15 protein-coding genes are annotated in these 13,449 nt (G+C 48.4%); 12 read left to right on the top strand and 3 right to left on the bottom strand.

What is annotated here, in order from left to right:
• Positions 1–369: 369 nt before the first annotated feature.
• Both G6R28_RS04535 and G6R28_RS04530 read right to left on the bottom strand, forming a co-directional pair.
• Positions 370–1,305: an alpha/beta hydrolase gene (locus G6R28_RS04535; protein WP_213793054.1), complete on the bottom strand. Its 936-nt coding sequence runs from the start codon at positions 1,303–1,305 to the stop codon at positions 370–372.
• Entirely contained in the window at positions 1,298–2,521 is a 1,224-nt protein-coding gene (locus G6R28_RS04530; RefSeq protein ID WP_213793053.1) for a hypothetical protein, read from the bottom strand. Before G6R28_RS04530 ends, G6R28_RS04535 begins: the two co-directional genes overlap by 8 nt.
• 146 nt (positions 2,522–2,667) lie before the next feature.
• Here G6R28_RS04530 and G6R28_RS04525 point away from each other — a divergent pair, with 146 nt between their 5' ends.
• The 11 genes from G6R28_RS04525 to G6R28_RS04475 all read left to right on the top strand — a co-directional run bounded on the left by G6R28_RS04525 (position 2,668) and on the right by G6R28_RS04475 (position 12,143).
• The gene (locus G6R28_RS04525) at positions 2,668–2,808 is read left to right on the top strand and encodes a teichoic acid D-Ala incorporation-associated protein DltX (protein ID WP_213793052.1); all 141 of its coding nucleotides are present in this window, start codon (positions 2,668–2,670) and stop codon (positions 2,806–2,808) included.
• Positions 2,809–2,819: 11 nt separating this feature from the next.
• On the top strand, positions 2,820–4,349 hold the full coding sequence (gene dltA, locus G6R28_RS04520) for a D-alanine--poly(phosphoribitol) ligase subunit DltA (protein ID WP_213793051.1): 1,530 nt from the start codon (positions 2,820–2,822) through the stop codon (positions 4,347–4,349).
• On the top strand, positions 4,342–5,559 hold the full coding sequence (gene dltB, locus G6R28_RS04515; protein WP_213793050.1) for a D-alanyl-lipoteichoic acid biosynthesis protein DltB: 1,218 nt from the start codon (positions 4,342–4,344) through the stop codon (positions 5,557–5,559). The genes dltA and dltB overlap by 8 nt, the downstream gene beginning before the upstream one ends.
• Positions 5,560–5,599: 40 nt before the next feature.
• The gene (gene dltC / locus G6R28_RS04510; RefSeq protein ID WP_213793049.1) at positions 5,600–5,836 is read left to right on the top strand and encodes a D-alanine--poly(phosphoribitol) ligase subunit DltC; all 237 of its coding nucleotides are present in this window, start codon (positions 5,600–5,602) and stop codon (positions 5,834–5,836) included.
• 6 nt (positions 5,837–5,842) lie between these two features.
• Positions 5,843–7,135 (top strand): D-alanyl-lipoteichoic acid biosynthesis protein DltD, encoded by a 1,293-nt coding sequence (gene dltD, locus G6R28_RS04505; protein ID WP_213793048.1) that lies wholly within the window; start codon positions 5,843–5,845, stop codon positions 7,133–7,135.
• Positions 7,136–7,201: 66 nt separating this feature from the next.
• Positions 7,202–7,603 (top strand): holo-ACP synthase, encoded by a 402-nt coding sequence (gene acpS, locus G6R28_RS04500; RefSeq protein ID WP_213793047.1) that lies wholly within the window; start codon positions 7,202–7,204, stop codon positions 7,601–7,603.
• A complete protein-coding gene (gene alr / locus G6R28_RS04495; protein WP_213793046.1) occupies positions 7,603–8,742 on the top strand; it encodes an alanine racemase in 1,140 nt (379 codons plus the stop codon). Before acpS ends, alr begins: the two co-directional genes overlap by 1 nt.
• Before the next feature lie 39 nt (positions 8,743–8,781).
• Positions 8,782–9,159, top strand: a complete 378-nt coding sequence (locus G6R28_RS04490; RefSeq protein ID WP_213793045.1) for a type II toxin-antitoxin system PemK/MazF family toxin — start codon at positions 8,782–8,784, stop codon at positions 9,157–9,159.
• Between the two features lie 69 nt (positions 9,160–9,228).
• Complete coding sequence (locus tag G6R28_RS04485; RefSeq protein ID WP_213793044.1) at positions 9,229–9,927, top strand: response regulator transcription factor; 699 nt, start codon at positions 9,229–9,231, stop codon at positions 9,925–9,927.
• Positions 9,911–11,227: a sensor histidine kinase gene (locus tag G6R28_RS04480; RefSeq protein WP_213793043.1), complete on the top strand. Its 1,317-nt coding sequence runs from the start codon at positions 9,911–9,913 to the stop codon at positions 11,225–11,227. Before G6R28_RS04485 ends, G6R28_RS04480 begins: the two co-directional genes overlap by 17 nt.
• Positions 11,228–11,267: 40 nt before the next feature.
• A complete protein-coding gene (locus tag G6R28_RS04475; RefSeq protein WP_213793042.1) occupies positions 11,268–12,143 on the top strand; it encodes a S1C family serine protease in 876 nt (291 codons plus the stop codon).
• Positions 12,144–12,206: 63 nt separating this feature from the next.
• Here G6R28_RS04475 and G6R28_RS04470 read toward each other — a convergent pair whose 3' ends face one another.
• On the bottom strand, positions 12,207–12,536 hold the full coding sequence (locus tag G6R28_RS04470) for a thioredoxin family protein (RefSeq protein ID WP_213793041.1): 330 nt from the start codon (positions 12,534–12,536) through the stop codon (positions 12,207–12,209).
• Between the two features lie 79 nt (positions 12,537–12,615).
• Here G6R28_RS04470 and G6R28_RS04465 point away from each other — a divergent pair, with 79 nt between their 5' ends.
• Positions 12,616–13,374: a methylenetetrahydrofolate reductase gene (locus tag G6R28_RS04465; protein WP_213793040.1), complete on the top strand. Its 759-nt coding sequence runs from the start codon at positions 12,616–12,618 to the stop codon at positions 13,372–13,374.
• The last annotated feature ends 75 nt before the right edge of the window (positions 13,375–13,449 follow it).

Genomic DNA, 13,449 nt, shown 5'->3' with positions numbered 1-13,449 from the left:
GATTCTTTGTTATTTTTTTATCATTCTCAGACATAAAATTTCTCATCATCATCTGAAAAAGTCAAGATAGAGGGGCTAAAAAGGTTGATTTGTTTAAAAATTTTAAGTTGAGAACACTTGTTTGTATTGGCAATTTCATGTATAATAGAATTATTCTTTATGAGAGAACGGAAAAATCCCGGGCCAATTGGTCCGGGACTTTTTCGTTGTCTTAATCGATATCCGCAAAAATCAAATGATAAAGGTCTAAGTGAGATTAAGCGCGATGAAAGCCTTGTTAAAAAGAGAAGCAAAAGGCTAGATTAGAATGAGCGTGGAGGGCGCAAAAAAGCAGGGGAACCAAGCGTTCCCCTGCTTTTTTCATTGTGATTAAGGTGTGGCTTTTTTCGCCCGGTTGGCGGATTCACCCGGACGACCGGCCTTGTTGTCTAGAATTAATTCGCGAATCAAGTTGACGACTTCGGGATTTTCGGGCAGCTTGGAGTGTTGGGCGTTGTCACCGGAAACCGTTGTCTGCGTGTACTTGGCGACTTTCTTCTGGAAGATGTACTTACCGGACAAGACAGACTGAACGTTGACCGTGCCATCATCCGTGTAGTCGTCCGATCCAGCCACGGAATAGACCGTCAAATCGGATGGCAATTCGTCGGACCCGTCGATAAAGTCGCTTAACATCGTCGTTTTCTTCGTTGTCGAGGATTCCGAGAAGTTAAAGGGGGTTCCCAGGGTCATCAGGGTCTTGATGTGGAAGGTGTTGGAAGAATAGTAGTTCTCCAGATAGTCGGTCCAAATCAAGCCCCCGTTAGAGTGACCAACGGCCGAGAAGTTACGGAAGTGGTACTTGGACTGCAGTTCGGTCATGACTGTCCCAAGCGACTGGGCGTCTGCTTGGATGGTTGGGTAGTTATCCTGGTTCTTTTCAAAACCAACCACAATAAAGGGCTGGCGGTTTGAAGAAGAAAGGTGACCGGAGTAAGAAAGCGAGCCATCGGAATTGACTTGGACCTTCAAAATGGAGTGCGTACCAGATTCCTTGGTTTCCGAATTCAACGTTGTAAAGAGGCTGTTGAAGCGCTGGATGGTGGCTGATGAACCGGGGACGAAGATGACGGGCTGCATCCGTGACTTTTGAATGGCCCGGTCGTTTTGGTGCTCGGTTAACATCCACATGCGACCAAGGATGGCGAGGACGGCCACTGCAAGGATCGTCAGTGTTAGGGCAATCTTTGATGAGCGGGCGGCGCCGTGCCAGAGCCGAATGGTGCGTTTTGGTATGGTAAGCACCTTTTTAACTGATTTAAACATTGAAAGCCTCCTGTTCGAGTCGCTTAACGAATGGCCAGTAGATGAGGATGGCACCGAGCATGATCACGAAGGTGACCAAAAGTGCATCTAAGGGTGTTTGCGAAGCAAAGAAGGAAAGCAGGAGGTGCGGCGTTCCCGTGGGGACGGTAAAGACCGTTGGTCGCAGTATTCCGACTTTAATGAAGAAAGAAGTCAAAACGGTGCCGTAGGTTGAAGTCAAAACCATTGGGACAAGCGTTAAAGGCCGGAAAAAGAGGGGCAGGCCGAAGGCCAAAATTTTGTTGGAATCAAAGACGGCTGGAACCAGGGACCAGAGGCCTAAGCGACGGTTGGGCCGACTTTTAAGGAAAAGCAGGCAGATGGAAAGGGCCAAAGTCGATCCGACACCACCAATCAAAGCCGAGGTGGTCAAAACGGAATAGGGGTTTTGCGGATAGGGCAAAACGGCCATGACCGCTTGGTAGACGGCGTTTAAATTGGCGTTGACCTGGGAGAGGTCGGTGGCTGCAGTTGTTAAGTCCGTTGGAATAGCAAAGCCAAAGGCAAAGGCGATTGGGGTGACAATGGCGGCAACAACCAGGCCGTACCAGTGGGAGAAAAAGTCCATGGAGAAGAAGCCGTTAAAGGAAGACTGGCTCACTTGGTTTGGAATAAAGGCACAAAGGGCAATGACAATGGTTAAGATGACGGCCGCCCAAAAGAGGTAGGCAAAGCCAAAGTCGGCCAGCTTTCCCTTGGTCCACTTGGTTAGGTAAACAAAGGAGAGGTTGGCCAAGTAGGTCAAAAGCAGGACGAAAACCAGGTAAATGGCCGACTGATTGGCGTAGGTGTAAGTCGTCAAGCCGTAAATCAAGGCGATGGCGAAGTTGACCAAGACGGGCAAGAGCTCGTCTTTGACCAGGCCAAGGTCGTCTAGTTTGGCTTCCAAGTAGTACTTGGTCCACAAAGCGGCCACGAAGGCCAAGATGAGGTAGTCAAAGGCCGAGGTCAAAAGCATCAGGTTTTGTGCAAAGAACATGAGCTTCAAACGAATGTGGAAAATAGCCGGTACGATGGCTGATGGATCGAAGAATAGTTTTCCGATTAGGTGTAAGTAGACGTTAATGATGACGAGGGGGACGACTTTTTTGAAAGCGGCGAAAAGGGTTTTAATCGGTAACTTTTCGGTCCACTTTGTATCAAAGTCGACGAGTCCTGTTAGAAAATTGTGTTTCATGAGTACCTTCTTAACTTCAAGCCAATTTTGACCAAGTATGCACTTGGTGAATTTGTGCTATAATAGGCGAAGTATTTTGATGTAGATTAGCGGTCAATCTGCCGCTAATTATACACTAATTGGAAAGAATTTGGGGGCATGTCGCGATGTTTCAACGCTTCATTAAACGGCCCTGGGTCACCTTTGTGGCGAAAACCTTGGCCTATTTTCTAATCATGTTGTTCTTGATTTATTTATACGGTTACTCTGGTGTAACCGGTGGTCACTTTATCTATAACGAGTTCTAAGAGGTTTTTCGATGATTGAAAATATTTACCAACACATTGATCAATACGCGGTTGCACATCCCGACCAAGTTGCATACAACGAAATGGGTGTTACCCACACCTACGGCGAATTGAAGGCTTACTCTGATTCCTTGGCCGCCTTCTTGGACGAACAGGGGATTGCTGAAAAGGCACCAATCATGGTCTTTGGTGGCCACCAATTCGAAATGGTCGCCGCCTTCTTGGCCGCCGTTAAGTCTGGCCACGCTTACGCCCCAGTCGACAAGGATTCAACCAACGATCGTATCGAAAACATCTTGGAAATTGGTCAACCGGCTGCAGTAATCGCTTTGGACGAACTGCCAATGGCTATCTCTTCCGTTCCCGTCTATCAGGGCGAAGAATTGAAGAAGGCCTTTACGGCTGGCAAGTCTTACGATGTGACCCACGGTGTTTTGGGTGATGACAACTATTACATCATCTTTACTTCCGGTACGACTGGTAAGCCAAAGGGTGTCCAGATTTCACACAAGAACGCCCTTTCTTACATTAATTGGATGCTCGGCGATGACTTTGACTTGAAGGACGGGCAAAACATCTTGGCCCAGACGCCATTCTCCTTTGACGTTTCCGTTATGTCATGGGCGGGTGCGCTCTTGACTGGTGGTGTGATGAAGGCCTTGCCAAAGCAAGTTGCCGACGACTTTAAGCAACTCTTTGCGGCTTTGCCAGCAATGGAATTGGACCGTTGGGTTTCAACGCCTTCCTTTGCCAACGTGGCCTTGTTGTCACCGGACTTTAACGCCGAAAACTACCCCCGTTTGAAGACCTTCCTCTTCTGTGGTGAAGTGCTGACGTCAGCCACTTCAAAGAAGCTCCGCGAACGCTTCCCTGAAGCAAAGATTTACAACACGTACGGTCCAACCGAAGCAACGGTTGCCGTTTCTGCTTTGGAAATCACGGATGCCGTCTTGGCCAAGTATGACAAGTTGCCAATCGGTTATATGAAAGAAGACATGGTCGCCACGATCATGGATAAAGAAGGTAATGTTTTGCCAGCCGGTGAAGCCGGTGAGCTGGTGCTTTCTGGTCCCGCCGTTTCAAAGGGCTACTTGAACAACCCTGAAAAGACGGCTGCTGCCTTCTTGGAAGTTGATGGTCAGCCTGGCTACAAGACCGGTGACCTCTGCTACGCCGATGCCGACGGTCTCTTGCACTACAAGGGCCGCATGGATTTCCAGATCAAGTTGCACGGTTTCCGAATCGAATTGGAAGAAGTTGCCCAGCACTTGACGCAATCACAGTGGGTTGAACAAGCAGCTGCCGTCCCTCGTTACGACCAAAACGGGGATGTTAAGCAAATGCTTGCTATCGTGGTACCGAAGGAAAACGACTTTGAAAAGCCTTTAGATTTGACCAACGCTATCCGCGAAGATTTGAAGGACATCATCATGCCATACATGATGCCAACCCGCTTTATCTACCGCGATAAGATGCCGCTGACGCAAAACGGAAAGATTGATTTGAAGGGCTTGATTGCTGAGGTGAACGGCAATGCCTAACTTACAACCCTACGCAGATCCCAACTACTTTGTTTACCTCTTGTTGGCCCTGGTGCCACTGGCGGTTGGTCTCTACTTTGGGAAACGCTTTGTGACTTATGAAATCCTAGTTTCCTTGGTCTTTATCTTCTTGATTTTTGATGATAAGGGCCACAGCGGACAGGGGATTGCCTTAATCCTTTATTCGATTTGGCAGTTCTGCTTGGCCTGGGGCTACATTACTTACCGGAAAAAGTACAATAATGGCCTTGTCTTTTATGGAACAGTGGCACTGTCGATCTTGCCGATTGTTTTGGTCCGGTTATCGGGCGCTGGTATTTTCCACGCCCAGCTGTCCCTGCTCGGTTTCTTGGGTATTTCTTACCTGACTTTCCGTTCAACCGGAATGATTATTGAAGCCCGTGATGGCGCGGTTAAGGACTTCCATCCCGTGATGTTCTTGCGCTTCATGCTCTTCATGCCGACTTTGTCATCTGGTCCAATCGACCGTTATTCGCGTTTTGCAAAAGATGCGGCGGTGGCGCCAGAACGTAGCCACTACATCGACATGCTTGGCAACGCAACGAAGAAGTTGTTTTTAGGATTTGTTTACAAATTTATTTTGTCTTACTACTTTGGTCAAATGGTTTATCCATATTTCCAAAGCATGGCCATGTCGGATGCTCACCATGGCATGATCTTGTCTTGGTGGCTGATTCCGGTTGCTTATTCCTACGGGATGTACCTCTTCTTTGACTTTGCCGGTTATTCACTCTTTGCCCTGGCAATTTCTTACGTCATGGGCATTGAGTCACCGATTAACTTTAACAAGCCATATGGTTCAAAGAACATCAAAGAGTTCTGGAACCGTTGGCACATGTCATTGTCTTTTTGGTTCCGTGACTTTGTCTTCATGCGCTTCGTTTTCTTAATGCTGAAGAAGAAGTGGATTAAGAACCGCAACACCGTGTCAACCATTGCTTATTTTGTTAATATGTTGGTGATGGGACTTTGGCACGGTTTGACCTGGTATTACGTGCTCTATGGTTTGATGCACGCCAGTGGAATGGCCGTTAACGATGCTTGGATTCGCTTTAAGCGTAAGCACAAGGGGCTGGTGCCACACAACAAGTTTACCGAAGGGTTTGCCGTCGTTTTGACCTTCCACTTCGTCTTGTTAACCTTCTTGGTTTTCTGTGGCTTCCTAGATACCTTCTGGTTCCACCGTTAAAAACAAGTAACTAAAGAATAGAATAGCGAGGAAATATAAAATGGATGTAAAAGCAGGTGTATTAGAAATTATCCAAGACGTAACTGGTGAGGACATGTCCAACCAAATGGATGAAAACCTTTTTGATTCAGGTTTGCTTGATTCAATGGCAACGGTTGAAATGCTGCTTGCTTTGGAATCACGTTTCAACATCCAAGCGCCAGTTTCTGAATTGGCTCGTGAAGATTGGGATACGACGAACAAAATCGTGGCAAGTGTTACTGCACTGATGGGATAAAACCTCATGTCGAACAAGAAAAAGCTTTGGCAGATTTTCGGCCCTGTGCTTGCGGCCTTTGTGTTGTTAGCCCTGGTCTTTCTTCTGCCCTTCTCTTTGACGAACTACAGTCAAAAGAGTTTACAAGAATCATCCGTTTCCTTTTCTAGCCAGCTAGTGAAGGGCGAAGCGGTCAAAAACGCCGCTTTTGCGGATAAAAAAGTCAATTACGTACCGTTCTTCGGTTCATCTGAACTTTCTCGAATTGACTCCTTGCACCCCTCTGTCTTGGCCGAGAAGTACCACCGTGATTACCAACCCTTCATGTTAGGGAAGGCTGGTTCCGATTCTCTGGTGCACTTCTTGAACATGCAGGAAATGCAGGGAACTTTGAAGACGAAGAAGGCCGTTTACGTGGTTTCACCACAGTGGTTCACTAAGAAGGGCTCGGACGCTGGTTTTGATCTTTTCTATTCACCACTTCAGGTGGTTGATTGGTTATTGAACCTTGATCAGAACCAACCAACGGAAACGGATAAGTTTGTGGCCTCACAGGTTCTGCAACGTTCCGTTGTTAAGAACAACGCCTACTACAACCGCCTTCTAACCAAGGTGGCAAATGGTGACAAGTTGTCGGAAACCAACTTGTCCACACTGCGGGTCAAGCACCGGCTACTTTCTCGTCAAGACGCCCTTTTCTCCCGTTTGGAAAAGACGTCAAACTACAAGAACCGGGTCTTGCCAGCCGCTAAAGCATTGCCTCAAAACTATGCTAAGAGTGCCTTGGACAAGATCGGTTATGAAGAAGGAATGAAGGGAACGTCAAACAACCCCTTCCACATCAAAAACTCCTTCTACACCACCCGTGTGATGCCAGAAAAGAAGGCCTTGAAGGGCGCTCAAAAGGATTATGATTACACCCAATCCGTTGAGTATGCTTACTTCCAGTCCGTTCTGGATAACTTTGCCAAGAACCACACGGACGTGATGTTTGTCATCACGCCGGTTAACCAACGGTGGGCAAAGTACACTGGTTTGAACAATACGATGTACCAAGAATCCGTTCAGAAGATTAAGTACCAGTTGCAAAGCCAAGGCTTTAACAACATTGCTGATCTTTCAAAGGACGGGGGGCAGGACTACTTCATGCAAGACACCATTCACGTCGGTTGGCGTGGTTGGTTGGCCTTGGATCAGTATTTGAACCCATTCTTGTCAGAAAAGGCCGACAAGAAGGATTACCAGATTAACGACCGCTTCTTGTCAAAGGATTGGCAGAATTTGAAGCCAAGTCAACAATCGGTTTCAAGCTTTCAATAAGCAATAAGAAAAGCGTTGCAGCGCGATTTATTCGCCCCTGCAACGCTTTTTTGTTAAAATAAAGGTATGATTATTGGCATCGGAAACGACATGGAATCGATCAGCCGAATTGAGGCAGTTCTCAATCGTCGGCCCAATTTCTTGTCGACAATCTTAACAGCAAAAGAACGGGCAGCCGCTTCAAAACGGACGGGTAAACACTATTTGGAGTTTGTTGCTGGTCGTTTTTCAGCTAAGGAGGCATACTCCAAGGCGCTTGGAACGGGAATCGGGAAAAAGGCCGCCTGGCAGGATATTGAAATTCTAAACGCGCCTTCCGGACGCCCGACAATTCAGGTACGCGGGCAAAAAGGCACCCTGTCCGTGGCCATCACCCATTCTGGTGATTACGTTTCGACCGTAGTGACGATTGAAGAACTAAGCTGGTATGAGAAGTTGAAAAGGAAACACTGGGAGAAGAAACGCTAATGGATAAAAAGGAAGCCCTAAAACGCCGTGGGCTGGCTTTTCTTCGTTCAAAAGAAGCCTTGGTTTCAAATGCAAGAAAAACGATGCAGGCAGCCGGGGCAAAGCGTTTAATTGCCGTTATCAAGGCCAATGCCTATGGCCATGGCGATACCTGGGCAGCGCGAACGCTCTACAAGGAGCTCCAGGTTAAGGACTTTGCGGTGGCGACTGTCGAAGAGGGCTTGCGGGTTCGAAAGGCCATGTCCGAAGAAGATGTTGCTATTCTCCTGCTTGGCGTACAGCCCTACGAACTTGCAGGCGAAATGGCCGAGCAGGGGCTTGCGACCATCGCCGGTTCCTTTGACTGGTTGGTGAAGGCCAAGGGAATTTTGGTTGAAGAGGGAACGAAGCGGCCGCTTGCCATCCACCTGGCCGTTGACACCGGCATGGGCCGTGTAGGTGCTAAGACGGAGGCCGAGCTGTCGTCCATGTTAGACTTTGTTCGTCAAGACGAGCACTTCGACTTGGCCGGGGTGATGACGCATTTTGCTACGGCGGATGAGAAGAAGCAGGCCTACTATGACCAACAGCTGGCCGACTTTATGCACATGGTGACCGACCTTGCCATTCCAAGAAAGTACTGGCACTTGGCCAACTCCGGCAGTGCGCTTTTTCATTCGGATCAGATTCCAACTGACACGATTCGGGTCGGGGCTGCTCTGTACGGTTTCAATCCGGCATTCGGCGCTTATGAATCGCCGGTTGAATTGGAAGCAGTTGGTCAATTAGTTGGCCGTGTTTGGGCCGTTCATCCTTTGTTGAAGGGCGAATCGCTTTCCTATGGTGCCACGTACACGGCCAAACAAGACCAGTGGGTTGGCACGGTGCCCATCGGCTATGCCGATGGTTGGAAGCGTAGCCTTTCTGGCATGACCGTGCTCGTAAACGGCACGAAACAGCGGGTCCTTGGCCGTGTGACCATGGATCAAATCGTCATTTCCTTACCTGGTCCAGTGCCGGTAAACACCGAGGTGACCTTTATTGGGCAAGATGCTGATGAAAAGATTAGCATTGAGGAAGTGGCGGACTTTGCTAAGACGATTCCCCACGAAATTCTGACGGGGATTTCCGACCGGGTCCCCCGTGTCAACATTGATTAGAAATAAGGGCTTTGCCCGTACATAGACAAGAGGATTAACATGACAGCAGATTATGAAAACGTTCGCCGCGGCGACGTCTTCTTTGCGGACTTAAAGCAGGGCGTTGGCTCTGAGCAAAGTGGCGTCCGACCGGTTTTGATCATTCAAAACGACCGGGGCAACCAAAACGCACCGACGACCATTGTGGCCGCCATTACGTCAAAGATCACCAAGGCCAAGTTGCCGACCCACGTTTTACTGCCAGAATCGGCGGGCATCATGAAGAAGGATTCAATTGTGTTGACCGAACAGGTGCGAACGGTCGATAAACTGCGCCTCCGTGATCGAATTGGCCACCTTGAGCCCAATCATGATACGATGAAGGCGGTGGAGAAGGCACTGTCGATTTCACTTGGGATTTCGGCTAGTGCGCTTTAATTTATCCTTAATCTAATCCTGGTAATTTGGTAGAAATAAGGAAAGTGGCTTTTAGAAGGGAAGGCAAACATGGCAAAAGCAATTAAGATTTTATTGATCGAGGACGATCAGAATTTAGCGGATAACATCGTTGGTTTCCTGGAGGACTTTGCCGATGTGACCGCCGTTACCGACGGCTTGGACGGTGAATTTGAAGCCAAGGAATCACCCTTTGATTTGATTATTTGTGATTTGATGCTCCCCGGTCAATCCGGCTTGGACATCATTAAAAACGTTCGTGATGCCAAAGTCGTCACCCCCGTCTTGATTTTGACTGCCAAGGCTTCCTTGGACGACAAAATTGAAGGCTTTAACGTCGGGGCCGACGACTATTTGACCAAGCCCTTCCACCGTGAAGAGCTCCTCGTTCGAGTTAAGGCACTGCTTCGTCGAACGGGTGTCTACTCAGAAGATAACACCATCACGGTTGGTGAATTAACGATTAATTTGGAAAACCGTGGCGTTCAAGTGCATGGGCAATCGGTCAAGTTAGTCGGAAAAGAGTTTGATATTTTGACCTACCTAGGTCAAAACAAGAACATCATCGTTACCCGTGACCAAATCTTTGACCGTGTCTGGGGTGTTGATTCCGATACGACCATTAACGTTGTGAACATCTATTTGAACAACTTGCGCCGAAAGTTAGAGGCCGTCGACCAGGGTGGTTTGATTAAGACCTTGCGAAACATTGGCTTTATTCTTGAGGTGCCAGATGACCAAGCTGATTAATCGAAAGCAGCAGATTGATAATTTTGCCACGCTGGCCTTAGGCCTCATGGTGATTTTTACCTTTCTAGCCGGTGTGATCTTCTGGATTTACACCTTCACCATTTACGACAATTCCGACCGGGTGATTAATCAGTACGTGTCCTACTACCAGCAGTCCGCCATGGATGATGGGGCCAGTGCGACCGAGCCGGCCAAAAAGACGGGCAAGTCCGTTACTATGGCCCACCCGGACGAGTTCCGTGGAAACATGATTTACTTCGATGAAAAGGGTAACCAAATCGAAGGACAGGCGACAACCGGTGCTAAAAACGTCTTAAACCGGAAGATTACCCTGAAGTTTGATAAGGATGACTTGGGGGAGAGTCCAAAAACGGTCTACAAGAACAAGACCTACCTTCGGATTCAGGCGGTTAAGTTCAAGAAGGGGACCGTTGTGGTTCCGGGCGGTACTGGTGTTCAGTCGGCTGCCTACGGCTACGTCTTTGTCGATGTAACCGACACGGTTGTCAACTTGAAGAAGTTCCAAGACGTCTTAATTTGGTCCTTTGTTTGGGCCTTCATCTTCGCCCTTTTCTTCGCTTACTTTGTCTCCCGCCAGTCGATGAAGCCAATTTTACGGGCCTGGCAGCAACAGCAAGACTTTGTTAACAACGCCGCCCACGAATTACGAACACCCATGTCCGTCATTCAAGGAAAGCTGGAAACGATGCTGACCAAGCCAACCGCGACGATTCGAGAGGAATCCGAAGCGGTGATCTTATCCTTGTCCGAAGTCCGCCGCTTGAATTCTTTGACCAACAACATGCTGACCCTGGCCAAGTCCGGTTCGAACATGACCAAGATTGAGAAGGAAAAGACCGACATCGAGGCCTTCGTGGTCAAAGTCCTTTCCCCATACGTCGAAATGGGCAGCCTTTCTAATAAGGAAGTCACCGTTGACGTGAAGGTCGAGCAGCCGGTTGCCATCGACAGGAAGCGGATTCACCAACTGCTCGTTTTGCTGATGGATAACGCCTTGAAGTATTCGGATGACGGGGACAGCATTAACGTTTCCGCCAAAGTCGAAAAGAAGCGCCTGGTGATTGCCGTAGCCGACACTGGTCGGGGAATCTCGGCCGAAGGTAAGAAGCATATTTTCGATCGTTTTTACCGAGAGGATAAGACGGGAAACCGGCAAACCGGTGGAACGGGTCTTGGGCTGTCCATTGCAGAATGGATAGTTCGCGCTCACAATGGTAAAATTGCGGTAATTGATAACAAGCCGAAGGGCACGATTTTCCGTGTGACCCTTCCGCTTTAATGAAGCCTAGCTTTTCTTAAGAGGGAAAGGAATTTCTTTGATGCAGCGGCATATTCATTTTATTAAAAGTAAATTCTGGCCAACGATTGCCGTGATCGTTGCCCTTTTTGTTGGGGCCGGGGTCGTGTTCATCTCGACTTTGCCAAATTCTTGGTACCAAGCGCGCTTGGCCAAAGCCACCCACACAAACGCATCGGGAACGGCAACCGTTGCTGCAGTGGCCTACACGTCAAACGACAAGGCCAAGACAGCCTTTGCCAAAGTCAAAAACGCGGTGGTTACGGTCCAAAACTTGCAAAAGTCGGCCTCTCTAGAAGACGGGGCCGACGCCTTTGACAGCCAAAACAAGGACACGGATTCTAATAATTACAGCACGGCCTCGCAGGGATCTGGCGTGGTTTTGAAGATCAACAAGAACTCGGCTGATATCATCACCAACTATCACGTGATTGAGAATTCGGCGGCCATTCAAGTCGTCGATGCCAATGGGGACAAGGCCACGGCCTCCATTCTAAAGACTGACAGCAGCCAAGATTTGGCTTTGATTCGGGTCAAGTCAACCGCTTTCAAGCAGGTGGCTACTTTGGCTAACTCGGATCAGGTGAAGACTGGACAAAATGTCTTGGCCATTGGTTCGCCTTTGGGAGCCGCCTACTCGTCAACGATGACCAGTGGGATTGTTTCACAAGCCAAGCGGTCATTGACGGCAACGGAAACGAACAACAAGACCGTTTCGGTCATCCAAACGGATGCGGCCATTAATCAGGGAAACTCAGGGGGTGCCCTGATTAACGAATCGGGTCAGGTTATCGGCATTGCCTCGTCGAAGATTACGGCTTCGGCACAAAACACCAACATTGAGGGAATGGGTTTTGCCATTCCATCCAACCAGGTGGCGGCCTTTATTAAGAGCTAAAGAAAAACGGTGGGTTCGAAATGAACCCACCGTTTTTAAATGGTCTTTGTTAAAATAGGGTGATTAACCAAGGGTTTCTTGGTACCAGTCTTGAATCTGCTTTGGATTCAGACGTTCACCATGACCGATTTGTGCGACTTTTTGACCATTTTCAAAAAGGACGAAGGCTGGAATTCCCTTCAAGCCAAACTGGCTGGCCCAATCGAGGTTATCATCACGATCGGCATCCATCCAATCGGCCGTCTTTTCAACTTCTTCGCGAATGCCTTGAACAAATGGCTTGATGGCCTTACAGTCGCCACACCAGTCGGCCGACAGGAAGACTAGGTGACGGCCGGGCCGGTTGATAAAGGCCGTTAATTCATCGTTTGAATGTGCTTGTGATTGATACATAATTCACCTCCAGTTGCCCTTATTTTAGCACAGATCATTAAATTGGTCTACTTGATTTTTAACAGTGAAAGAACAGCCAATGAAGAAGATTATTGATATTTTAAAGAGCGATAAAAAGCCGGTTTATTCAAAGGAACTCAGCAGCAAACAGGCTGAAAAAGTGCTCCTTGAAGGCCTTTCGGAAGGCTCTTTAAACTGGGCCTATTTCTCATTGGTCAACCAGGCGCGCAGCAAAGCAGAATGGCTGGACTTGCTGGGATTAGCCGAAAGGCTCCAGGAAAAACATGGCTTGCCGGTGTTGGTTCACCTGCGGGCGGGCGATTTATCCATAGACAGCCTGTTGCCCTTTGTGGCACTAGCAGCAGAAAAAGGCTTGAATAACTTTTTGGTGGTTGGGGGCGACTTTCGCTTGGAAGAGGAAGGTTTTGCTTCGGCTGTGGACTTACTCACGGCCTTGAAAAAAGCGGGCGGGGACAGCCTTTGCCTAGCGGCGACGGTTGATCCGACAAAGCCGGATCAGGAGGCTCTGTTGCGGAATTTTTTGGCAAAGCAGGCGGCTGGAGCGGACTTTTTCATTAGTCAGGTTACCTTTGCAAAAGAGCCCTTGTTGGATTTAAAGCGGTCGGTTGAATCAAAAAAGCGCCTCCTTCCACCGGTGACGGTCGGGATGCTGCAAAATCCGAGCGAGGGTCAGCTGGCCTTTGCTCGAGAAAGGCTCGGTCTCTTTGTTCCGACTGCTTTTCAAAAAAATGCGCGTGAACAGGGGCAACTTGTGGAAAAAGCACTCTTACAGGCTGGCTTTTCCGCCTTTCATTTTTTCACTTTGCCAAATAAGTAAGAACTTTTAAAAGAGGCGTCAAAAGGACTTTTCTCTTCTAGAAAAGTCCTTTTTTTCTAAATTTAAAAGCGGTAC

Source organism: Fructobacillus papyrifericola (assembly GCF_018437235.1).
GTDB lineage: Bacteria > Bacillota > Bacilli > Lactobacillales > Lactobacillaceae > Fructobacillus > Fructobacillus papyrifericola.
The sequence above is the reverse complement of the archived record's forward strand: the minus strand, read 5'-3'. Positions and strand labels throughout refer to the sequence as shown.

Bases quoted from the DNA above. Each gene is read 5' to 3' on its own strand.
- G6R28_RS04535 (WP_213793054.1), bottom strand. From the start codon at position 1,305: ATGTTTAAATCAGTTAAAAAGGTGCTTACCATACCAAAACGCACCATT.
- G6R28_RS04530 (WP_213793053.1), bottom strand. From the start codon at position 2,521: ATGAAACACAATTTTCTAACAGGACTCGTCGACTTTGATACAAAGTGG.
- G6R28_RS04525 (WP_213793052.1), top strand. From the start codon at position 2,668: ATGTTTCAACGCTTCATTAAACGGCCCTGGGTCACCTTTGTGGCGAAA.
- dltA (WP_213793051.1), top strand. From the start codon at position 2,820: ATGATTGAAAATATTTACCAACACATTGATCAATACGCGGTTGCACAT.
- dltB (WP_213793050.1), top strand. From the start codon at position 4,342: ATGCCTAACTTACAACCCTACGCAGATCCCAACTACTTTGTTTACCTC.
- dltC (WP_213793049.1), top strand. From the start codon at position 5,600: ATGGATGTAAAAGCAGGTGTATTAGAAATTATCCAAGACGTAACTGGT.
- dltD (WP_213793048.1), top strand. From the start codon at position 5,843: ATGTCGAACAAGAAAAAGCTTTGGCAGATTTTCGGCCCTGTGCTTGCG.
- acpS (WP_213793047.1), top strand. From the start codon at position 7,202: ATGATTATTGGCATCGGAAACGACATGGAATCGATCAGCCGAATTGAG.
- alr (WP_213793046.1), top strand. From the start codon at position 7,603: ATGGATAAAAAGGAAGCCCTAAAACGCCGTGGGCTGGCTTTTCTTCGT.
- G6R28_RS04490 (WP_213793045.1), top strand. From the start codon at position 8,782: ATGACAGCAGATTATGAAAACGTTCGCCGCGGCGACGTCTTCTTTGCG.
- G6R28_RS04485 (WP_213793044.1), top strand. From the start codon at position 9,229: ATGGCAAAAGCAATTAAGATTTTATTGATCGAGGACGATCAGAATTTA.
- G6R28_RS04480 (WP_213793043.1), top strand. From the start codon at position 9,911: ATGACCAAGCTGATTAATCGAAAGCAGCAGATTGATAATTTTGCCACG.
- G6R28_RS04475 (WP_213793042.1), top strand. From the start codon at position 11,268: ATGCAGCGGCATATTCATTTTATTAAAAGTAAATTCTGGCCAACGATT.
- G6R28_RS04470 (WP_213793041.1), bottom strand. From the start codon at position 12,536: ATGTATCAATCACAAGCACATTCAAACGATGAATTAACGGCCTTTATC.
- G6R28_RS04465 (WP_213793040.1), top strand. From the start codon at position 12,616: ATGAAGAAGATTATTGATATTTTAAAGAGCGATAAAAAGCCGGTTTAT.